The organism is Peptoniphilus faecalis, from assembly GCF_012976305.1.
In the GTDB taxonomy this organism is placed as follows: domain Bacteria; phylum Bacillota; class Clostridia; order Tissierellales; family Peptoniphilaceae; genus Peptoniphilus_A; species Peptoniphilus_A faecalis.
Map to the genome: position 1 here is coordinate 139,549 of NZ_JABDSR010000006.1, position 21,992 is coordinate 161,540.

The following is a 21,992-nucleotide window of genomic DNA, read 5'->3' on the forward strand; positions in this document are numbered from 1 at the left end:
TTACATTATACCAAGAAGAGAAGTGTTTTTTAATAGTTAATCCTTATTTAATTTGCTGTGTGGGATAATTTTTCCACTTTTCACATTTTCTTTGAATTCTTCCATTATTTTTTCAAAGGCTTCATCATCAGTTAAAATTGTAATTCCAACTTCAACTATGGCAGCAATTACTTTCTTCATTTGGCTAAAAGCATAATCTGTCATAGTTGCATCTCTAAGTTCCACTGTATGTCCATTTACACTTTCATCTGCAATTTTAAAATATCCATGAATAGTTGGCACTTCGTGAGAAAAATTCCCAGCGTCAGTAGAACCCTTGTTGAGTTCAATATCCTTTATCTCTTCGTCGAGATATTTTTCTAATTTTTCTTTTAAAACTGCATTAAAGGCATTATTTCTAACTGTATTATCATTTCCCTTTTCGTATTCAGAAATTTTAACTTCACAACCAGTAGCAAGGGCTGCTCCCTTTGCACAATTTTCTAATTTTTCTAAAATTTCTAGTAAGTCTTTTTTCTCTGGACTTCTTGCGTAAAATCTTGAGTCCGTGTAATCTGGGATGATATTAGCAGCTTTGCCACCATCCTTTATTATTCCGTGGATCCTCGTGCCGTCTTTAGTCTCTTGTCTTAAAGCATTTATTGCAGAAAATAAGACTATTTGTGCATCTAGTGCATTAATTCCCTTTTCAGGTGCATCTGATGCGTGAGAAGTTTTGCCAAAGAATTCAAATCTTCTTGTAGAAAGGGCAAGTGAATTTGGCGTAAGTGAATTATAGGAGGCTGGATGCATTTCAATTGCAACATCTACATCCTTTAATTCATCTGAATTTGCAATTTCAATTTTCGTGCCTCCAACTTCTTCTGCTGCAGTTCCAAAAACTATTACTCTTCCACCAATTTCACCGATTAGTTTAGAAAGGACAATGCCTGCTCCCGTTGCAGTTGCTCCCAAAATATTGTGACCACATCCATGACCAATACCTGGAAGTGCATCGTATTCTGATAAATAGGAAACTGTCCTCCCCTTCTTTTTTGAATCATACACAGCCTTAAAAGAAGTTTCACATCCCATGTAGGGACATTCTATTTCAAAGCCATGCTTCTTTAATAAATCAATGTGTGCCTTTGAAGATTTATACTCTTCAAATCCGAGTTCTGGATTTTCGTAAATAAATTTTCTAAGCTCATCTAATTCCTCTGAAATTTCTTCAACTTTTTTTAATATCTCCATAATTCACCTACTCATTTATTCTATAATACTCGTACTTTTTATAATTTTCGTAAAGCTCCTTTGCTTCACCTTTTACATCTTTTCTTGGATAAGTATTAATTCCATCAAATATAAAATTCCTAGAAATAATTGGAAGTTTTTTCCTAAGTTCTGAATTGTATATAAAGAAATTGTCCACTTTATTGTAGTTTAACATATCGAGGACAATTGAAGAAAGATAATTGGCAGAAATTGCGTTGCCATCTTTAACTTCAACTTTTTCTCTATTTAAAAATCCCTTTCCACTTTCATTTGCAACTATTACATAGGGCGTTGAATAAAATTCAATTTCCTTCCCCAAATCGTCATTTGATAGTTTTATCCCAATTTCATCAAAGGCACTTGGATCATTTCCAAGTCCTGGCAAGTGATCGCCGTAAAATACCATAATAGTTGGTTCTTCTAAACTCATCATCATATCGTAAACTTCGCCAAGCATTATGTCCATATCCTTTACTCCCAGAAAATAAGAGCCAAAATTATTTGCAGCATCGTTTGACAAAGTAGAATCACATTCGTAAGGCAAATTTTCCCCATATTTATCGTAAAAATATGGCCCATGATTTTGAATATCTAATCCATAGCTAAAAATCGGCTCATCTGAATTATTTACAGCGTCTAAAAATCTATTTATAAAAATTTCTGAAAATTGTCTCTCAGAAACATAGCCACCTTTTATTTCAGGATTTTCGATATCCTCTAAAAAATAATTATCCTTAAAGCATAATTTTGGATATACATTTTGTCTTCCGTAAAACCATGCATATCCTGGGTGAAAGGCCATAGTCTTGTATCCAATTTTATCTAAAATACTTGGAAGTGATGAAACATCTCTTTTTATTGCATTAAAAGCAAAACTCTCATCAGGTGCACAATCAATAGTAAGGGCACCTGTTAACACATCAAATTCAGTATCTCCTGTTCCTCCACCAAAGGACGGAGTTACAATTCTACCATACATCACAGAGTTATTCTTTAATCTTTTAAAATTATAGTTTGGATCATTTTCTTTAGAAAAATGAAATTGTGGATTTTCCGAAAGATCTGTAAAGGCCTCTCCCATTATCCAAATAATATTTGGACGAGGATTGTATTTTATTACAGAAATTTCTTCTCCATGATCAACTCTATCTATTTTTTCCATTTCCTTTTTATTATAGCCTTCTGGCGCCCTTACAAAGGATTTTTTTAGATTAAATATAAATGCAAAATTAAAACCCTTGGAGTTAAAATGATCTATTAAATTATATTCATTTCCCATAAGTGGCAAGCTATTATATATTGTATCCTTTGAATATACAAAATTAAATAGTAAAGCCGATCCAATTAATATAGAAAGAATTGATAATAATCTGTCTCTCACTTTTAACTTTTCACTTTTAAAAAAATGTGAAATAAAAATTGCAAAAACAAAAAATGTTACAAAAATTATTATAGAAATAACATCGGGATGAAAGGAGTTTTGGGACATCTTAAAAGCTTCTAAAGATAATCCTATATCAGACATTCTAAAGGGTGCACTTCTATAAAAGACCTTTGTCCTATGTACTGTAAATAATATTAGGTAAAAGATCGTATTAAAAATTAGTGCAAATCTTCGCCTGCCAAAAATCCCTTGAAATAAAATTCCTGTTAGAAAAACTGGAAGAAAGTTCAAAATCAATACAACGGGACTTCTTACGATTTTTCCAACAACTCCCGCATCGCTTGGGGCAAGAAGTAACATTGCGAGAGTTATTATCAAAGAAAATAAAATTTGACTTACTAAATCTATAATATTAAAGCTTCTAACTTCACTATTTTTTTCTTTATTAAACAAAAAATCACCTTCTAGTGCATTATTATATAATATATCGTAAAGTTTTTGTAAAATTTTTGAAAACTTTTTATATTTAGCCATTATATTAAATATTTTTAACATAAATTATTTTACTTGATTAACTCCTTTTTAATAAATTTCACTTAAAGTAAAAAGGCTGCCGAAGCAGCCTTAGTTTCTCTTTTCAGAGTGAAGATTGGTATAATTTATTATTAATCTTAGGAGTTATGGGGTGTCCCAAAATCAAAGTATTTTGTTAAATGACATTAACTATCATTAACTGTCCTTATTATATTATGTCTTTGTTAATTTGTAAAGTCTTTTTGATAGTTTTTATCATTTTTATTTTACGAGAATTTATTTAAAATTTTTGATTTTTTAAATTTATGAAAATTAAAAGCTCATCTTTAAAATTACTGCATTCTTGCTATAAAAAATTTTGCAATAAAAATGCACCCAAGGAGGTGGGTGCAAGGGGATTCCGGTAATTGTGATATTAAGGAAAAAAGCTGGTAAACTATAAGGATTCTTAATAAAATATTTCACAATTATCTTGTACATAGTATATAATAAATTTATTATAAAATAAATTTATAAAAATTTGTATCTGTAACAAAATTTATTTGATAGGAGAAAACATGAATTTCGAAAGTATTTACTATTTTACAGAGCTAGCTAAAACTTTAAACATGAATGAAACTAGCGACAAACTTTACATATCACAACAAACTTTGTCTAATCACATAAAAAGACTTGAAGATTATTATGGCACAAAATTATTTTTTAGAAGACCAAAACTTATGCTAACTCCAATTGGCGAGGAATATTTAAAGTATGCAGAAAAACTCCTTACATCTGAATCCGATATGATAAATAAAATTAGAGATATGGAAAGTGAAAATATGGGCAGATTAATAATAGGTGCCTCTTCACCTAGAGCTGATATTTTTATTCCATCAATTATAGAAAAATTTACTGAAGAATTTCCACAAGTTGGTCTAGTGCTTCACGAGAAGCAATCCCACGAGCTTGAAGAAATGTGTGTAGAAAATAAAATAGACATTGCTATAAGCATTGACGAAAATTATAAAAATGAAAACTTAAAATCTCGCCTTCTCTTAGACGAAAAATTGTACTTATGTGTTAGTGATAGACTTTTGGAAAAATATGTTCCCAACTTAGATTCCTTAAAAGAAAAATCCTTTGAAAGAATCAACTTGCAGGATTTTGAAAAAGTTCCTTTCCTTCTTTATACTCAAGACAATAGAATAAGAGCCTTGATCAACAAAAGCTTTAAAGATTCCGGTGTCAGACCAATTGACTATATTGAGACTGCATATTCACGAATTGCCCTTTCCATTTGTAATAAAGCTCTTGCCGCAGTCTTTATTTCTCAAATGAATATAAAAAGATGGATGTCCGAATTTGATGACGACATTAATATCTTCCCTCTTTATTCAAAAAATAAGCCCGTAACTCTTGGCATCTATGCAATAAAAAATAAAAATAGATATATTACAAAGTATGCAAAGAGATTTGTAGAACTTTTAGAAGAATACTTTGATTCAATTAATTCAGAAAAATTAGAAAAAATCGCAAAAAAGTAGGTGAAATATAAAACTTCACCTACCTTTTTGTTTAAAATCCATTTTCAAATTCTTGTCTAAATTTATTAAATAAATCTTGTTGTTCCTGTTGTCTTTGTTGATATTCCTTAGCTCTCGCTTCTTCTTGAGCTTTAATATCCTTTTGTGCTTCCTTGTCATTTTCTATTGAATAATCAGAAAATTTAACTTCTGTAGTTTGTGCCTTTCCCTTTCTCACATAGCTAACTTCAGCACTATCTCCTTCTTGATATTTGTACAATATTGACTTTAGAGCATTGTTGTCACTTACTTCGTCTTTTCCAATTTTTGTAATAATATCACCAGCCTCAAGTCCAGCTTTAGATGCAGGTGACCCTTCATAAACCTTATATACAAAAATTCCCTTTTCTACATCAGTTTTTCCATTAAATACTTGTGCTGCAACATTTAAGTTCATCGTAAGCATTCCCATTGACATTTCTTTGTAACTTCCCGTTTCTATAACTTGTTTTACAATTGGTTTTATAAAATTAATTGGAATTGAAAATCCAAGTCCTTCTGCTGATTGAACTTTTACAGTGTTTATTCCTATGACTTCGCCCTCTGAATTTAAAAGCGGTCCGCCAGAATTACCACCATTAATTGATGCATCTGTTTGGATAAGTCCTGTCATGTATCCGCCGCCACTTACTGCACCAACATATCTGTCAAGTCCAGATATTATTCCTTGAGTTACAGTTTGCGAAAATTGCAATGAAATTGGATTTCCAATTGCAATTGCTGCATCTCCAATGGAAAGCTTGTCGGAATCTCCAAGAGTTGCTACATTTAATTTTTCATTAGTATTAACTTTTACAATGGCAAGATCCACATTTTCGTCTGCCCAAATAGTTTTACCTTGAATATCCTTTTCATTATTAAGTCTAACTGTTACATCTTCAACTACTTTGTTGTTTAATTTTACAACATGAGCATTCGTAAGAATATATCCCTTTGGATCCACTATTACACCTGAGCCCACACCTTGAACTTCAACTTGACCAAAGAAAGATTGTTGTACTCCCTTAGTTGTAATTCCTACAACTGAAGACATTGATTTTTTTGCAACAGCAGATGCAACACTAACATTGTCCTTTGCAGAAATTGTTATATTAGAATTTCCTTCATTTGATGTAGATGAAGTGACATTAGGCAATATTTTATAAGTTGTGATTGCTGAACCAATTATTCCACCAATTAGTGAAAAAACTAAAGCTATTATCACAATTATTTTTCCCATGCCTTTATTTTTTCCCTTTCTATTATTATCCATATTTTCCTCCTTTCTTTCTATATATATATATTAAAGTTTTTTTGTGAAAAATTAATGATTTTATTATCAAAGGTTTTTGAAAAGTTAAAACAATTTTTAAAGTTTTTACAGTTTTCATGCAACTAACTAAAAAGAGACCTCGAAAGGTCTCTAAAATTATTTTAAATTATTTTCCAAAGGCAGGAATTACTGCTCCCTTGAATTTTTCTTCGATTAATTTCTTTGCTGCATCAGAATTTAAAACTTCAATGAATTTTTTGAATTTTTCTTTTTCAGCATCTTCTTTTCTAATTGCCACTAAATTTGCATAAGGTGAATCCTTTGATTCTATGAAGATTGAGTCTTTAGTTGGGTCAAGACCCTTTCCAATTGCGAAGTTTGAGTTTATAACTGCAGCTCCAGAATCCTTATAAACTTGTACAATTGAAGGTGCATCCATTGCTGTGAATTTTAAATTCTTTGAATTTTCTGCAATATCTTTCTCTGTTGAATTAAGATTTGTCTTGTCTTTTAATTTAATAAGACCAGCATCTTCAAGAAGTATTAATGCTCTTGCTCCATTGCTTGGGTCATTAGGTATGATAATTTCTGAGCCATCTTCAATTTCGTCCACTGATTTATATTTTTCTGAATATAAAGCCATTGGTTCGATATGAACATATCCAAGTACATCAAGATTTTTGATTCCTCTTTCTTCTACAAAACTATCAAGGTATGGTTTGTGTTGGAAGTAGTTTGCGTCAAGATCTCCTGCTTCAAGTTGTAGGTTTGGTTGAACATAATCATCAAAATTTACAACTTCAACATCAAGTCCTTGTTTCTCAAATTCATCCTTTAATCCTTCAATTATTTCGCCGTGAGGTGTAGGTGATACGCCAATTACAATTTTATTATCGCCATCCTTTGCTTCTTCAGCAACAGCCTTGTTGCCCTCTGCCTTTGTGTCTTCCTTTTTTGCTCCGCCACAAGCTGTAAGTGTTAGAGCAAGCACTAGTGAAAGTGCTAAAATAACTTTTTTCATTTTTTTCTCTCCTTTATTTTTTTATTTATATTAATTCTAAAAAATTAGAAAAAACACCTATCTTTTGTCTATTTTATCTGCTATTTTATTTCCAATAAATTGTACAATTTGTACGAGAATTATTATTACAATTACTGCTGCCCAAAGTATTAATGGTTCATTTCTTTGGTATCCATATCTGTTGGCAATATCTCCTAATCCACCGCCACCCATGACACCCGCCATTGCTGAATAACCTATTACATTAATAATTGTCATAGTTATTCCCGCAACGATCATTGGCATTGCTTCTGGTATTAAAACTTTAAAAATAATTTCTCCTTTAGTTGAACCCATAGATTTTGCTGCTTCGATTACGCCTTGATCCACTTGTATAAAATATCCTTCCATTAACCTTGCCACAAAGGGAGCAGCTGAAAGTGAAAGTGGAATTATCATTGCTGCTGTTCCGTAGGATTTACCTACTATAAGCCTAGATAGAGGAAATACAACTATCATTAAGATTACGAAAGGAAAGGACCTAAGAACATTTATTATCCCATCTAATGCCGAATAAATTTTTGTTGATTCAGTTAGACCACCTGGTCTTGTAGTAGTCAAAATTATTCCCAGTGGAATTCCTATTGCAAGAGCAATGATTGTAGATGCTATTACCATTACAAGAGTCTGTGGAATTGCCGGCAAAACTATATCGATTATTCTATCCATCTAAAGCACCTCCACATTTACATTATTTTCCTTTAAATAATCAATGGCTTTAACTCTCTCTTCTTCTTTTCCAAGAATTTGAACTGTAAGATAACCAACACTTGAAATATTCAACTTATTTATATTTCCCGAAAGAATTGAAACATCTACATCAAATTTCTTTACGCATTTTGAAAGAATTGGTTTGTCATAATTATCATCTGCATAGGAAAGTCTCAAAACATCTCCCTTATAGTCATCACTATTTACATATCCCTCTTCAACTTCATCTTCCAAGTTTTTTATAAAAGACCTTGTAACAGAAGATTTTGGATTTCTAAAAAGTTCCTTAGTTTCATTTTCTTCTATTATTTTTCCATTTTGCATTACTGCGATTCTGTCGCAAATTTCTTTTGCCACTTCCATTTGATGGGTGATCATAACTATTGTCATATTAAATTCTTTTACAATTTTTTTCAAAAGATTTAAAACAGATTCTGTGTTTGCTGGGTCAAGTGCTGATGTTCCTTCATCTGAAAGTAAAATAGAAGGATTTGTAGCAATGGCTCTTGCTATTGCTACCCTTTGTTTTTGCCCTCCAGATAATTCTGATGGATAGGAGTTTTTCTTTTCCCTTAAATCAATGAAATTCAAAAGCTCCTCTACTCTCTTTTCAATTTCACCTTTATCTTTACTAGAGATTTCCAGAGGATAAGCAATATTTTCTGCTACAGTCTTTTGCATAAAGAGATTAAAATGTTGAAAGATCATTCCCATATCTTTTCTTGCACTCCTAAGTTCTTTTTCACTTAAATTTATAATAGACTTCCCATCAACTAAAATATCTCCCCTTGTAGGTTCTTCTAGCCTATTTATACATCTAACGAGAGTAGACTTTCCTGCACCAGAAAGACCAATTACTCCAAAAATTTCTCCCCTCTTTACTTTGAAAGAAATATCATCTATAGCTCTAAAAGTTCCCTCCTCAGTTTTAAATTCTTTAACCAAGTTTCTTACTTCTATCATTTTTCCTCCACTACAAATAAAAAAGCTTCCGCCCCATAAGGACGAAAGCTCGTGTTACCACCTTAATTTATCGCTTTCTCACGAAAGCAACCTCTTCAAGTACAATCATACTCTACTTCTATAACGGGAAGTCCCGTAAATACCTAATATCAGTATTTCCTAAAAAAGGCCATGTTCCCAAAAAACTCATCCACTTCTTTCACCACAACGAAGCTCTCTTTGCTCAAAATTTTAAGGTACTCTTCTTTTCAAAAGTTTATTTATGAATTGTTTATAATTATATTAGTAATTAAATTAAAAGTCAACTATTTTTTATTTCATTACAAGAGTTTTTAAATCATCTTCTACATTTGTAATTCCAGAAATTCCAAAATTATCAACTAAAACTTTCACAACATTTGCTGAAAGAAAGGCTGGAAGAGTTGGTCCAAGGTGAATATTTTTTACCCCTAGAGATAAAAGTGCAAGCAAAACTATAACTGCTTTTTGTTCGTACCAAGCAATATTATATACAATAGGGAGATCATTTACACTTTCTACCCCAAAGGCATCCACAAGAGCAAGAGCAATTTGAATAAGTGAATAGGAATCATTACATTGACCTGCATCTAGAACTCTTGGAATTCCGTTAATATCGCCTAAATTTAATTTATTATACCTATACTTCGCACATCCCGCAGTTAAAATAATAGTTGAATCAGGAAGTTTTTTTGCAAACTCTGTATAATAATTTCTATCGGACATTCGCCCATCGCAGCCTGCCATGACAATAAATTTTTTTATATCGCCATTTTTTACATTTTCAATGACTTTGTCGGCAAGTTCCATAACTTGACTATGTGCAAAACCTCCAACAATACTTCCCTTTTCAATTTCTTCTGGTGCATCACATTTTTTTGCCATCTCAATAATTTTTGAAAAATCTTTGTACCCATCTTTGTCTTCTTCAATATATTCACATCCCGGATAACCTGCTGCCCCAGTAGTAAATAGTTTATCTTTGTAAGAATTTTTTGGAGGAACTATACAATTTGTAGTCATTAGGATTGGTCCATTAAAGGCTTCAAACTCATCTCTTTGTTTCCACCATGCGTTTCCATAATTTCCAACAAAGTTTTCATATTTTTTAAACTTTGGATAATAATTTGCAGGCAACATTTCTGAGTGAGTATAAATGTCAACTCCAGAGTCCTTAGCTTGTTCTAAAAGCATTTCAAAATCCTTCAAGTCGTGCCCTGAAACTAAAATCCCAGGATTTTTTCTCGTTCCAATATTAACTTCAGAAATTTCAGGATTTCCATAAGTTTTAGTGTTGGCAGAATCAAGTGTAGCCATAGCTTCATATCCCATAGATCCAGTCTCAAGTGTTAATGAAATTAATTCATCAATAGTTTTTTCTTTCAATAGTTCTGCCATTGCCTTTATAATAAAATTATTTACCCTTTCACTTTCATAGCCAAGGACTTTTGCATGTCTTGTGTAAGCAGCCATTCCCTTTAACCCATAAGTTATAAGTTCCTTTAAACTTCTTATGTCTTCATTTTTTTCACTTAAAATAGAAACTTCCTGAGAATTTATTTTTTCACTGATTTCAGAAAAATCCACCGAAGACCATCTTGCCGCTTCGCTATAATCTTTATCTTCTCTTAGAGAATTCATAAGCTCAACAGTTTTAACAATTCTTTCTTTTATTGCAGTGTTGTCAAAATTTGCATTTGTAATAGTTGTAAATAAATTTAAAATAACTCTATCAACAACTTCACTTTCTTTATCTTTTCCTTTAACTGCAATTTCAGATAGACCCTTTGAAATCCAAATTAAAAAATCTTGCAAGTTTGCAACTTCAGATGTCTTGCCACATACCCCATTATTTATACAACCGCTATTCTTAAATGTCTCTTGACATTGAAAACAAAACATACTCATATTCTTCCTCTCCTTTGTTTGTAAAAATCAAATATCTTTCTATAAATATTTTAGTATTATAACAATATCCTTTCCGTTGCATTTGCAACAGTTTTTATAAGATTTCCAAAAAAATTTTTAATTATATTATCACAAGGAGTGAATTAAAGCACTAAAAGCAAAGTGCAAACTTACTAGATTTTTTATTCTATTCATATTTCACTTCTTCTAAATTATTATTTTTAAAGGAAGTGGAAATCGCAGATGTTGGACATACCTTTATACACTCTCCACATCTTATACACTCTAAAGCCCTTTGATTCTTTGACATATCCACATCCATCTTACAAATTCTTTTACACTTTCCGCAAGAAATGCAATTGTCATTCACATGATATTGATAAAAAGAAAATTTATTAGTTAATGCGTAAAATGCACCCAGTGGACATACATATTTGCAAAAAGGTCTGTATAAAAATATGGAAAGTATTATTATTGCCATAAGAATAATTGACTTTAACAAAAACAAATTGCCAAGTGCAGCCCTAATACTTTTATTTGCCAATGATAGAGGAATCCCACCCTCAAGTATTCCCTGAGGACAAATGTATTTGCAAAAATATGGAGAAGCTGCACCTAATTTATCTGTCAAAAATACTCCAAATAGCCAAACCACAAAAAGCAAAATAAAATACTTAGTGTACTTTAAAAAACTAAATCTTCTAGTGCTAAATTTTTTCGATGGAATCTTGTGAATGAGATCCTGAAAAAATCCAAAGGGGCACAAAAATCCACAAATCAATCTACCAAATATAGTCCCAAATAATAGCATTAAACCTGTCACATAATAGGCAAAATTAAATTTAGAAGACCCAACTACTGCTTGAAAAGAACCAATTGGACAAGATAAAGCAGCACCTGGACAAGAATAACAATTTAGTCCTGGCACACAAACACTCTTTAACTTGCCCGTATAAATAGTTCCCTTAAGAAAATTTGGAATATGTATATTTGTAATGAGAGCAAAAAATCCCTGTGTGAGATTTCTTTTATCTCTAAATTTTTCAAGGAGGTTACTCAGTTTACCCAATCCCAACACACTCCAAACATATCCTAATAGCCTTTGAAAGCACAGTATCAACTTCTGACCTATAAGATCCAAAAAAAATAAAAGCAATGGATAAAATCAACATTGCGTATGAAAATTTTCTATTCATAAAACCCTTCATATTTCACCTCAAATATAATATAACATCAATGCTTTAAAAAATATTAAGAAAAATCAATTTTTATATAATTTTTTTTAATGAATCAACAATAATTTCCTATTCTCTGCAAAATCCAGTGAGATTTAGACATGTTGTAAAATTTATTCTATAAATTAAAGTTAGTATATCTTATTAGTATGAAATCGTTATTACTATTTTCTTTATCTTTTTATTTAGTTAATAATTTAATATAAAAAATCTTCACAAAGCTTGTTATTTGGAGTATAATGAAGCTGAGGATAAATCAAGTTTTGTTTTTTATTTTTGTCTAACTTTGAAAACGATCTTATCGCTCGTTTTAAAGTTCCTAAAGGAGGTTGATATTAAATTAATTTTTAAGAACTATCTTTGTTTTATTTTTGTTTATTTTAAGGAGGCGTTTATGGAAAACAAAAATTTAAAACCTAAGGCTAATGGTGCAGCACTTCTTCCTTTTATAGTTTTTGTGCTTGTATATCTTGCTACTGGAATCATTTTAAATTCAATGGGAGTAGAAATGGCATTCTACCAAGTAGCAGCACCAGTATGTATTTTGCCAGCTATTATTTTGGCTTTTATTATGTTTAAAGGCTCGATTGATGACAAATTTAACGATTTTGTTCGCGGTTGTGGAGACGAAAACATAATCATAATGTGTCTTATCTACATATTAGCTGGAGCATTTGCAACAGTTTCTAAGTCATCTGGTGGAGTTGACTCTGTTGTAAACTTTGCACTTTCTTTAATTCCTGTTCAATATATTACAGCTGGAATATTTTTAATCAGTTGTTTTATTTCCATCTCTACAGGAACTTCTGTAGGGACTATTTCAGCAGTTGGCCCTATCGCAGTTGGCGTTGCTGCAAAGGGAAATCTTCCTCTACCACTTGTGCTCGGAGCACTTGTAGGCGGAGCAATGTTTGGCGATAATCTATCAGTTATCTCTGATACAACAATTGCCGCAACAAGAACTCAAAATGTAGGTATGAAAGACAAGTTTAGAGCAAATATTAAAATTGCCATTCCTGCAGCTGTAATTACTTTTGTAATTTTATTAATTGTAGGAAAGCCTAAAAGCGAAGTTGTTCTTGACGATTTGAATTATAATTTTATTTTAATAGTTCCATATCTTTTCGTATTAATCTCAGCTCTTGCTGGAATGAATGTATTTTTGGTATTAACTAGTGGAATTGTGCTATCAGGAATTATTGGAATATTCACTGGTGGACTAACTATGATGACCTTCGCTCAAAATATTTTTGAAGGATTTAGTGGAATGTTTGAAATTTTTCTATTATCACTATTAACTGGAGGGCTTTCCTATATGGTTTCTAGCAACGGTGGTATTGAATGGCTTGTTGAAAAAATTAGAAGCTTCGCAAAAGATGTTAAATCTGCTGAAATTTCAATTGCTCTTTTAACTCTATTGACAGATGCCGCTACTGCAAACAACACTGTTGCAATTATTATAGATGGTCCTGTTGCAAAGGAAATTTCAAGAGACTTTAAAGTTGATCCAAGAAGATCTGCTTCCTTCCTAGATACCTTCTCTTGCGTAATGCAAGGTATAATTCCTTATGGTGCACAAATTTTAATCGCAGCTGGACTTACTAAAGAACTTGGTACACTAGCTGTATCCCCTGTTCAAATAATTCCATTTTTATGGTATCAAGCACTACTTGCTGTATTTGCAATTCTTTCAATCTTTATTAGATTTGCAGATCCTAAAGATAAATGGGATTTTGAAAATGACGTGCCCCTAAGTGAAAATAATATAAACGCAAAATAATTGTAAGAAAGTAATTTTATTAAAAGAATTTAATTTTATTTAAAAAGGAGAAAATTATGAATAGTAAAGACGAACTTAAAAAAATGCATTTTGAAACTAAAGCAATTCACGGTGGATACGAAAAAAATAAATATGGTGCTCTAGCAACTCCAATATATCAAACATCTACATTTATCTTTGACAATGCAGAACAAGGCGGAAGAAGATTTGCACTAGAAGAAGATGGCTACATCTATTCAAGACTTGGAAACCCTACTAATGCACAAGTAGAAGAAAAAGTTGCTCTTCTAGAAGAAGGTGAAGCTTGCGTTTCAGCTGCATCAGGAATGGGTGCCATTACTTCATCAATTTGGCCTTTCATTAAATGTGGCGATCACATGATAGCTGCAAAAACACTTTATGGATGTACTTTTGCATTTTTAGAACACTCAGTATCAAAAATGGGCGTTGAAGTAGATTTTGTAGACATTACCAATGTCGATAATATCTTAAACTTAATGAAGGAGAACACAAAAATTATCTACTTAGAAACTCCAGCAAATCCTAATATGGATATCTGTGACATAGAAGAAGTTTCTAAGAGAGTTCACGAAAAAAATAAAGACTGTCTAGTAATCGTAGACAACACTTATTGTACACCTTATATTCAAAGACCACTTACACTAGGCGCAGATATTGTAGTTCACTCTGCAACTAAATATTTGAACGGTCACGGCGACGTTATTGCTGGCTTTGCAATTGGTAGAAAAGAGCTAATTGACCAAGTTAGACTAGTTGGCATTAAGGACTGTACAGGTGCTGTACTTGCACCCTTTAATGCATATCTAATCCTAAGAGGAATGAAAACTCTACAAATTAGAATGGATAAACACTGTTCAAACGCAATGAAAGTTGCAGAATTTTTGGAAAAAAATCCAAAAGTTAAAAGTATTCAATATCCAGGACTTAAATCCTTCAAATACTATGATATAGCTAAAAAACAAATGGCACTCCCAGGCGCAATGATTGCCTTTGAAATTGAAGGAGGAAAAGAAGCCGGTGCAAAGCTTATGAATAGCGTTAAACTTTGTACATTAGCAGTATCACTTGGTGATGCAGAAACACTTATCCAACATCCTGCTTCAATGACTCACTCTCCTTACACAGCTGAAGAAAGAGCCGCTGCAGGAATCTCTGAAGGTCTAATTAGACTTTCTGTTGGACTTGAAAATGCAGAGGACATAATAGAAGATTTAAAACAAGCATTAGACCAAATATAAAACTATATTATAAAAAATAGTTTTCAATAAATCTATCCAGAAATTTAAGGCGATGTTGCAGAATAGATAATTCTATTCTGCAACATCACTTTATTTTTTGTCCTCATGTAAACCACTTGGAACTATTATTCAATTTATTCTTTTTACAAATGTTTCCATTTTAATCCCAGTTACAGTTTTTCATCTTCTATAACCGTTGATTTTACAAGGTTTTTTGTTTTTTTGCGACTACCGAAAATCGCAGTTTCACTACTCTCCGCGCTCTGCGCTATTTTTCGGGTAAAACTCCCACACAGGGGAGTTTTACTCCCATTCTTCTTTTCCAAACGTACAGTATATACCAAACCATTCAAAATACTACATTCTAATTTTTCTTGTATCACTAAATCCATCTAATTATAGGACATTTTCAGATTTTTAGTCCCGTCCCAGTCCCAGTACCGGAGAAAAATTTATAAGTTTTTAATTCTCTCCGTTTCTCTATCATCAATCTCGAAGGAACCGTCATTTACTTCATTAAGTCTTTTTATAAGTCTCCCAATTAGATCAGGCATTTTTTATTTAACTTTTTTCACTCAATCTTTATCAAAATATATTGGATAGTTTTTATAATTTATTTTTTAATATTATAAATATAAATCTTTAATTTCAGTATTTAATTTTCAGATATACCCATTATTATTAACAATATCGATTCAAAAAAATAAACTAACCAAAAAACTCAATAAATGTTTCACTATACAATTTATCCAAAAAGTAAGTAAATAAATTTTTGCTAATGCAAAACATTCTAATTAATTACATCTTATCTTGAGATACAAACAATAAGTAAGAGTAAAGTAAATTAAATATAGGTTGATCCCCTTTATAGAATTCCTCATTAACAATACGCGTTAATCCATGAGTTGAATAGTTATATTTATCTACAAAAGTTCCTGTTATTAAACTATGCTTGTTTGCTTCGTATATGCTAGTCAACGCTCTCCTATCTCTATCATCCGTTACTTTAGAAAACAAATTATTTTTTATACCATTTTCAAAAAATATTTTTTTAAAATTTTCTTTCAAATATTCACTTTTGTCTTCATTAAGTGAATCCAAAATTTCACAACAGATTACTTCTATCAATGTTCTTATAGATGCTACTCTCAACATTTTACAGCTATCATTATCATAAACTTGATTAAATTCATTTATAAAATTTACTAAGTCTCTATCTAATACAGAAGTTTTATTTAACTTAATAAATGGATGTAAAAATCCTGTTTTATTAACCTTTATATCAACTGTTTTTTTAACACAAGGAATTGATTGATTAAAATCAAATTCTTTACTCGATATTTTATCAATAAACTTAATATTAAAGACAATATCTGAAGGACTCATTACAATAAGCTTCTCATTTTTTGAATCAAAAGATATATTCTTTGCTGGCTGAATATCTATATGTTGTGGTATTATTTGTTTAGTTCCTTTACAATCTGTGGCTTCTAAAATATCATCTAAACGATACTCCTTGGCTACTTCTAATTCATTTAAAATAAATCTCATCTTTGCATCAGGATAGTCTAGTACACTTATATTAGTTGTATCACCATTGTTATATTCTATTTTCCAATCGCCAATCTTCATTGAGTTGAAAATTTTTTCAACATTATTTTGATAATATATTGTTCTAATATTTGTATCATCTATTTCATTATCTTTTAGCGATTCTCCTTTTAGCATCTTTATATTTCTGTTTTTTGGTTTTTGTTGAATCTCTAACTCTTCTATTTCTTTTATCCTAACCTGAGAATCAGAAGAAATGTAATTCAGGAAATCCTGAAATAAAAGCTGGTTCTTTGATTCTATTAACATAGTTCTATCGGAATTAAAATCCAAAATTCCCTTTTCCATCAAAAAAGCATTAATAATACCTACTTGCTGTCGTATTACTTTGCTAGATTTCATAGATGCATTAACTTCAACATTATACAGCTCATTACTAAAATAAACATTGTTAAAATAAACTAATGGTGAAATTTTCTTTAGATTTTGATCTTTATAATAATCAGAAACATTTTTAACGCCTCCTTTACTCAATTTGAAATACGTTATTTGAAATTTAATTCCAAATTTATTATTTTTCAATATTCTATTATATTTTTTATCAATATCTATGTCGTACCATGAATTATTTATGCATATCCTATAATAAAAGCAATCATTTGCATAATTTTTGTCGCTATCAAAAAACGCTTCCGCTATAATTTTATTTTTAAGTGATAAATTACTAATATCAGAATTTATGTTTTTTGAATTTTTCATAAGATTGTTCAATTTTATTTCAAATGAATCATCAATTATTGAATTCTGCAATTTTAAAAAATTCGATGGATTATTTAAGACCTTGCAAAATATCTCCATAGTCTCACTATTTAAATTTTCAATAACTATTTTAGTTCCGTGTTTTTTCACATCAACACTTGCACTTTTAGAGATATCAACATTTGAATCATAAATATCTTTCAAGTTTTCAATCTCATTCATATCTATTGAAAAAGAATAATCTAATTCTTGCTTTGAAGTATGTACAGTAACCTTACTTCCAAATTTAAAAACAGAAAAAAATCCCAATCCCTTTTCTCCCGAAATAATTCTTCCATTTTTAATTACACCATATTCTTTATTGCTGTGACTGACAATTAATAAATCACGAATATCACTTAAGTCCATTCCCTCGCCATCATCTATGATTTCAATCATTTCATCATATATATTAATCTCAATATAACTAGCCATAGCTTCATAAGCGTTCTTTATCAACTCAACCATCGAATAAGTAGTACTCGGAATCTTTTCAGAAATTTCTTTAATTATTTTTCCAGATACTGATAATCTCATTATTACCTCCTACTTTGTGAATATTAAAATTGTTTCTTCGGATATAGATTTTACGACCTTTTCATTCTCAGTCATAGAAAGTGTAAGTGGTGTTTTTTTATATAATATATTTCTATTAAATTTAGAAACCACTTGTAATCCCATTTTACCCGCTATTTCTATCGTTATGTTATCTAAAGGTTGCCTTACTGTATCTACACTCCTATTGCCAACCGTCATTATTAAATAGCCACTCTTTGATAAGCATTTCTTCATGCATTTAAGTGATATATAATAATCTTCAAAGAAATTAATTACTTTTGCTTGCTTTTTTAATGAAATTTTGTCTAAGAAATCTTTCAATGATTTTATATCTTTAGTATTAATTATTTTTCTTTTTTCTCCACCGACACTTATCTTATCTATAGTTGTATATTTTTCTAATAACTCCTGACTGCAATATAAGTCTTTTGAGTCAATCCATTTTAAGAATAAAATAGAAGCTTGTCCGTATGTTACTGTTGTCGGATTATCACCATACGGTGGGGAAGTACATATAATGTCAAATTCCCCTTTTAATTTATTATTGATGATACTACTTGAATCACCGTATATTATATTTGAACTAGTTGTATTGCTATAATTTAAATATTCTGAATTATCGTTAATAATTTTGATGAAATATTCTATACATCTATCTTCTATTAAATCTATTTTATCCTTTGGAAGGGCGTGTAATTTAAATGTACTAGTCCTATCATTGCTAAATTTGAATATAACTTCAGATAAACAAATCCAAAAAAACTTTCTAATATCTTGATTTTTTTCTAATAGTATACAATGCCTTATTTGGCTCAAAGATCTTATTATATCCTCTCTAAACCACTTTTTAATATTATAAAAATCATATATTGGAAAATTTGATTCCTTTCCCAAATTACTCTTAACTTTTGAAATAGCATCATAAATATCCGTTCTATTATATTTATGAGTTTTTACAAACGACAATAATGTAGCGTAGGGATTTATATCGATCCCCACAGAATTAATTCCTAACTCTTGTGCGATAACTAAAGTTGTTCCAGAACCACAAAAAGGATCTAGTAAAGTAATATTTTCGTTATTCAAGTGCTCACTTATAATGCTGAGTAGTTGATACTGCATATCTGGAACCATAGTGGCAGGGTATTTGCCAATATTGTGTATGCCTGATTTAGTTGTCCCTTTGAAGTCCCAATAATCTTGAGGATATCTATTTAATTCTTCGGCTATTTTATTCATAAAACTCTCTACTTCCACTTACAATCTATAGAAATAATAGTGGTAGGCATACCTATTATTTGTATATCAAACTTTAAACTTGTTTCTACCTTTGTTGCTGCATTGTGTATTCTAAAGCTAAATTGCCAACCTCTATCAAGGTATAGTTCCAAAGTATTTTTACTTCCTGGTCTAAGTTCTAAGCTTACAATTCTTGTTGGTAACGAAGCTATTGGTAGCTTGGCACTTCTTTTTCGTACATTACCCTCTTTATTCAAAGTACCTCTCAGGTTATAGCTTTGAACTTGTGTCATTTGTTTACTGTCAATACCAATTACTTTATAAAAATCGAACTCTCCAAGAAGATACTCAACCATTAATTTTGGAATATCTTTACCATAAACATTATTTTGTCTATCAATTTCATCCTTAAAAGCATTTAGAAGTGGTAAATAGACATCGTCTTCTTTGCTAGGAAGATCTCTCCATTTTGATCCTTTTGATTTTTCTTCTTCTAAATACTCAAAAATAGGTCTTATATCCTTCCAATAATTATCAGAGCATTTAATTCCATACCATTTTTCTCCAAAGTCTAATCCTTTAGATAATCTACTGTGCTTAACGGCAAAATGATTATGCTTTACACTAAGACCAATTTCCCATTCTATTCCCTTCCTAATGATTAATACGTCCCTTACATCTCCATCTTTTCCTTTATCATCAGTTTGAATTTTTAATTCTAACTCATCTTCTCCATCGTCTAAAATTAAAGGTTCTAATTCTAAAATAGCATTAGTTCCTGCCAAAGCACTTACTTTATACATATCTTTTTCAGATTCTTTTAAAGTATTCCATGCCTTTTCAGCAGCCTTATAGCTAGAGTTTTTTTCGATTTTTGAAACTCTATATTTTGATATTTCCTCTTGTAGAGTGTTTAGATATGCAAATTCATAAGCTCTACCTTGATTATTACTTTTATTACTCATAAGAACACCTCTAAACCATTTGTAATTGTTTTGGACAAGAAAACATATTAGGTTTATTCAATGCTATGTCAATGGCTTTTGCCATTTCATATGCCAAGTTTACAGGCACAGCATTGCCTATCATCTTATAAGCATCATTTAAATTTATATAATAAAATTTAAAATCATCTGGAAATCCTTGTATTCTTGCACATTCTCTAACTGATAATCTTCTATATAATTTTTCTTTACCTGGTTCAAATATCTGTTTATTTTTCTCTTTTTTAATCATTTTTGGAGCTTGAGGGTGCAATTGACATTGACGACCTGATGCCTGCACAGTAAAAGCTTGTTCATCCCAATCTCTCACTCTATTTCTACTCATAAATATAGGGGAATACGCACCAATAAAATATTCATGATTTAAAAATTTACAATTATTCCCATTAGTTTTATTTTTCTCTAATGCTGGTATTGCATTATCTTTTAAATCATAAATGGCATCTCTAAAAGTTAATTTGTAATCATAAGGTTTAGGTGGTAAGTCAAAACTTATTTTCAAATCTTTTCTAAAACCAACATAAAAAACTCTTTTTCTATCTTGAGGAACACCATAATCACTAGCATTTAACAAATGAATAAATACATCGTATCCCGCATCTTCAAATTGAGAAATAATATTTTGAACAGCACTATTATGTCTTTTCGCCATCATTCCTTTTACATTTTCAGCAAGGAAAAATTTAGGTTTTTTATCTCTTAAAATCCTAATGTATTGATAAAATAACTGTCCTCTTGGATCTTCAATTCCTTTTAATGCACCTGCTTCACTCCATGATTGGCAAGGTGGTCCACCAATTATACCATCGCATTCTGGAAAAAAATCTGATGGAATTTTACATATATCGCCTTTTATCAATTTTGCTTCATGGTTTTTTTCATATGTTTCCCAAATGGTTTTATCAAATTCATTGGCTGCTACTATCTCATAACCAGCCTTTTGAAATCCTAAGTCAAGTCCACCTGCTCCTGAAAACAAACTAATCAATTTCATCTTTTATCTCCTCTGTTTCAAACTCTATGCATTCCATAACATCTGATATATCACAATTCAATGTATTACAAATTCTTAAAAGGACATCTGTAGTAACATTTTGTCCATTTTTTATTTTATAAAATGTACTTTTACTTATTTGTGCTTTGTCCATAAGTTCAGTACTTTTCATTTCTAAGTCTATAAGTTTTTTAAACAATTTTTTATAACTAAATTTCAACATAAGATATTCGAAACAACTCCCTATATTTATCTATATTGTCTTAATTATACCATTAAAACCATTCTTTTAATAGGCTTTTATTCTCTTATCTCGAACTGATTAAATAATTATTTTCTTAATAAAAGGGAATGTATATCCCATATTTCTTTTGCCAATTTTTCTATTTTTTCTCTCATATAGTCAATATCTTTCTTGTAAATAACACCAGTTGTATTAGTAGCTTTTGCGATCTGGTTTATATTATTTGTTGCACTTGAAAGTAGCCATTGGAGATCTCTAAATGGTTCTAGGTCTACAATATAAATTTCTTTTTCTAATGCACATTTTCTTAAAATTGGGACATGGTTTTACAATTTGCAAATTTCATTTTCTTTTCAAATATTTCTTTTTCTTCATCTGTTAAATATATTTTTAGTTGATTTTTTCTTGTTCTATTATACATGTTCTTCTCCTTTGCACTTATTTTGGGGTCTTAGGGTTCTCCCTAATAAGGTAAGATTCATAAAATTATATAGCCTTAAAAGCTATTGATTTTTTGATTTTTTTGTAAGTGTGTACTCACTTACTGCGCTTTTTAGGGAAGAGATGAGCATATCTATAGGTAATATGAATCGATTCATGTCCAACCCTATCAGCTATTGCAGTTGCAGAAAATCCTAGTTCAATTAAGAGTGAAACATGAGAATGCCTTAAATCATGTAT

18 protein-coding genes and 1 pseudogene are annotated in these 21,992 nt (G+C 30.6%); 3 read left to right on the top strand and 16 right to left on the bottom strand.

Going from position 1 to position 21,992, the window contains the following annotated elements:
• Positions 1–36 precede the first annotated feature (36 nt).
• Together HKO22_RS05605 and HKO22_RS05610 are read right to left on the bottom strand one after the other, a co-directional pair.
• A complete protein-coding gene (locus HKO22_RS05605) occupies positions 37–1,233 on the bottom strand; it encodes a M20 family metallopeptidase (protein WP_169969152.1) in 1,197 nt (398 codons plus the stop codon).
• A 7-nt stretch (positions 1,234–1,240) separates the two neighbouring features.
• The gene (locus HKO22_RS05610; RefSeq protein WP_169969154.1) at positions 1,241–3,091 is read right to left on the bottom strand and encodes an LTA synthase family protein; all 1,851 of its coding nucleotides are present in this window, start codon (positions 3,089–3,091) and stop codon (positions 1,241–1,243) included.
• Positions 3,092–3,729: 638 nt separating this feature from the next.
• Here HKO22_RS05610 and HKO22_RS05615 point away from each other — a divergent pair.
• Complete coding sequence (locus tag HKO22_RS05615; protein WP_075660191.1) at positions 3,730–4,698, top strand: LysR family transcriptional regulator; 969 nt, start codon at positions 3,730–3,732, stop codon at positions 4,696–4,698.
• 31 nt (positions 4,699–4,729) lie between these two features.
• Here the strand turns inward: HKO22_RS05615 and HKO22_RS05620 are convergent, their stop codons facing one another.
• The 7 genes from HKO22_RS05620 to HKO22_RS10995 form a co-directional block, all read right to left on the bottom strand.
• Entirely contained in the window at positions 4,730–5,989 is a 1,260-nt protein-coding gene (locus HKO22_RS05620) for a S1C family serine protease (RefSeq protein WP_075660190.1), read from the bottom strand.
• 166 nt (positions 5,990–6,155) lie between these two features.
• Positions 6,156–7,010, bottom strand: a complete 855-nt coding sequence (locus tag HKO22_RS05625) for a MetQ/NlpA family ABC transporter substrate-binding protein (RefSeq protein WP_169969156.1) — start codon at positions 7,008–7,010, stop codon at positions 6,156–6,158.
• Between the two features lie 57 nt (positions 7,011–7,067).
• Positions 7,068–7,718: a methionine ABC transporter permease gene (locus HKO22_RS05630; RefSeq protein ID WP_169969158.1), complete on the bottom strand. Its 651-nt coding sequence runs from the start codon at positions 7,716–7,718 to the stop codon at positions 7,068–7,070.
• Entirely contained in the window at positions 7,719–8,723 is a 1,005-nt protein-coding gene (locus HKO22_RS05635; protein ID WP_169969159.1) for a methionine ABC transporter ATP-binding protein, read from the bottom strand.
• A gap of 312 nt (positions 8,724–9,035) precedes the next feature.
• Positions 9,036–10,649, bottom strand: a complete 1,614-nt coding sequence (hcp, locus tag HKO22_RS05640; RefSeq protein ID WP_169969161.1) for a hydroxylamine reductase — start codon at positions 10,647–10,649, stop codon at positions 9,036–9,038.
• A 187-nt stretch (positions 10,650–10,836) separates the two neighbouring features.
• Entirely contained in the window at positions 10,837–11,718 is an 882-nt protein-coding gene (locus tag HKO22_RS05645; protein ID WP_169969163.1) for a 4Fe-4S binding protein, read from the bottom strand.
• Positions 11,711–11,845 carry a CD1871A family CXXC motif-containing protein gene (locus tag HKO22_RS10995; RefSeq protein WP_456238487.1) on the bottom strand — a complete coding sequence of 45 codons (135 nt, stop codon included), beginning with the start codon at positions 11,843–11,845 and terminating at the stop codon, positions 11,711–11,713. The genes HKO22_RS05645 and HKO22_RS10995 overlap by 8 nt, the downstream gene beginning before the upstream one ends.
• A 433-nt stretch (positions 11,846–12,278) precedes the next feature.
• Here HKO22_RS10995 and HKO22_RS05650 point away from each other — a divergent pair, with 433 nt between their 5' ends.
• Together HKO22_RS05650 and megL are read left to right on the top strand one after the other, a co-directional pair.
• Positions 12,279–13,664, top strand: a complete 1,386-nt coding sequence (locus HKO22_RS05650) for a Na+/H+ antiporter NhaC family protein (protein WP_169969165.1) — start codon at positions 12,279–12,281, stop codon at positions 13,662–13,664.
• Between the two features lie 56 nt (positions 13,665–13,720).
• Complete coding sequence (gene megL, locus HKO22_RS05655; RefSeq protein ID WP_075660184.1) at positions 13,721–14,923, top strand: methionine gamma-lyase; 1,203 nt, start codon at positions 13,721–13,723, stop codon at positions 14,921–14,923.
• A 798-nt stretch (positions 14,924–15,721) separates the two neighbouring features.
• Here the strand turns inward: megL and HKO22_RS05660 are convergent.
• The 7 genes and pseudogenes from HKO22_RS05660 to HKO22_RS05690 all read right to left on the bottom strand — a co-directional run.
• Positions 15,722–17,809, bottom strand: coding sequence for an ATP-binding protein (locus HKO22_RS05660; protein ID WP_169969167.1), 2,088 nt, complete (start codon positions 17,807–17,809; stop codon positions 15,722–15,724).
• A gap of 9 nt (positions 17,810–17,818) precedes the next feature.
• Positions 17,819–19,069, bottom strand: a complete 1,251-nt coding sequence (locus HKO22_RS05665; protein ID WP_169969169.1) for a DNA methyltransferase — start codon at positions 19,067–19,069, stop codon at positions 17,819–17,821.
• Positions 19,070–19,077: 8 nt separating this feature from the next.
• Positions 19,078–20,034, bottom strand: a complete 957-nt coding sequence (locus HKO22_RS05670; protein ID WP_169969171.1) for a HaeIII family restriction endonuclease — start codon at positions 20,032–20,034, stop codon at positions 19,078–19,080.
• Between the two features lie 10 nt (positions 20,035–20,044).
• Positions 20,045–21,067, bottom strand: coding sequence for a DNA cytosine methyltransferase (locus HKO22_RS05675; protein ID WP_169969173.1), 1,023 nt, complete (start codon positions 21,065–21,067; stop codon positions 20,045–20,047).
• Entirely contained in the window at positions 21,054–21,290 is a 237-nt protein-coding gene (locus tag HKO22_RS05680; RefSeq protein WP_169969175.1) for a helix-turn-helix domain-containing protein, read from the bottom strand. Before HKO22_RS05680 ends, HKO22_RS05675 begins: the two co-directional genes overlap by 14 nt.
• Positions 21,291–21,397: 107 nt before the next feature.
• Positions 21,398–21,732, bottom strand: a pseudogene (locus tag HKO22_RS05685) (plasmid mobilization protein).
• Between the two features lie 116 nt (positions 21,733–21,848).
• The coding region (locus HKO22_RS05690) for a tyrosine-type recombinase/integrase (RefSeq protein WP_169969177.1) at positions 21,849–21,992 on the bottom strand (144 nt) is incomplete at its 5' end.

Excerpts from the sequence above, each read along its gene's own strand:
- HKO22_RS05605 (WP_169969152.1), bottom strand. The coding sequence starts at position 1,233 with ATGGAGATATTAAAAAAAGTTGAAGAAATTTCAGAGGAATTAGATGAG.
- HKO22_RS05615 (WP_075660191.1), top strand. The coding sequence starts at position 3,730 with ATGAATTTCGAAAGTATTTACTATTTTACAGAGCTAGCTAAAACTTTA.
- HKO22_RS05620 (WP_075660190.1), bottom strand. The coding sequence starts at position 5,989 with ATGGATAATAATAGAAAGGGAAAAAATAAAGGCATGGGAAAAATAATT.
- HKO22_RS05625 (WP_169969156.1), bottom strand. The coding sequence starts at position 7,010 with ATGAAAAAAGTTATTTTAGCACTTTCACTAGTGCTTGCTCTAACACTT.
- HKO22_RS05630 (WP_169969158.1), bottom strand. The coding sequence starts at position 7,718 with ATGGATAGAATAATCGATATAGTTTTGCCGGCAATTCCACAGACTCTT.
- HKO22_RS05635 (WP_169969159.1), bottom strand. The coding sequence starts at position 8,723 with ATGATAGAAGTAAGAAACTTGGTTAAAGAATTTAAAACTGAGGAGGGA.
- hcp (WP_169969161.1), bottom strand. The coding sequence starts at position 10,649 with ATGAGTATGTTTTGTTTTCAATGTCAAGAGACATTTAAGAATAGCGGT.
- HKO22_RS10995 (WP_456238487.1), bottom strand. The coding sequence starts at position 11,845 with ATGAATAGAAAATTTTCATACGCAATGTTGATTTTATCCATTGCTTTT.
- HKO22_RS05650 (WP_169969165.1), top strand. The coding sequence starts at position 12,279 with ATGGAAAACAAAAATTTAAAACCTAAGGCTAATGGTGCAGCACTTCTT.
- megL (WP_075660184.1), top strand. The coding sequence starts at position 13,721 with ATGAATAGTAAAGACGAACTTAAAAAAATGCATTTTGAAACTAAAGCA.
- HKO22_RS05660 (WP_169969167.1), bottom strand. The coding sequence starts at position 17,809 with ATGAGATTATCAGTATCTGGAAAAATAATTAAAGAAATTTCTGAAAAG.
- HKO22_RS05665 (WP_169969169.1), bottom strand. The coding sequence starts at position 19,069 with ATGAATAAAATAGCCGAAGAATTAAATAGATATCCTCAAGATTATTGG.
- HKO22_RS05670 (WP_169969171.1), bottom strand. The coding sequence starts at position 20,034 with ATGAGTAATAAAAGTAATAATCAAGGTAGAGCTTATGAATTTGCATAT.
- HKO22_RS05675 (WP_169969173.1), bottom strand. The coding sequence starts at position 21,067 with ATGAAATTGATTAGTTTGTTTTCAGGAGCAGGTGGACTTGACTTAGGA.
- HKO22_RS05680 (WP_169969175.1), bottom strand. The coding sequence starts at position 21,290 with ATGTTGAAATTTAGTTATAAAAAATTGTTTAAAAAACTTATAGACTTA.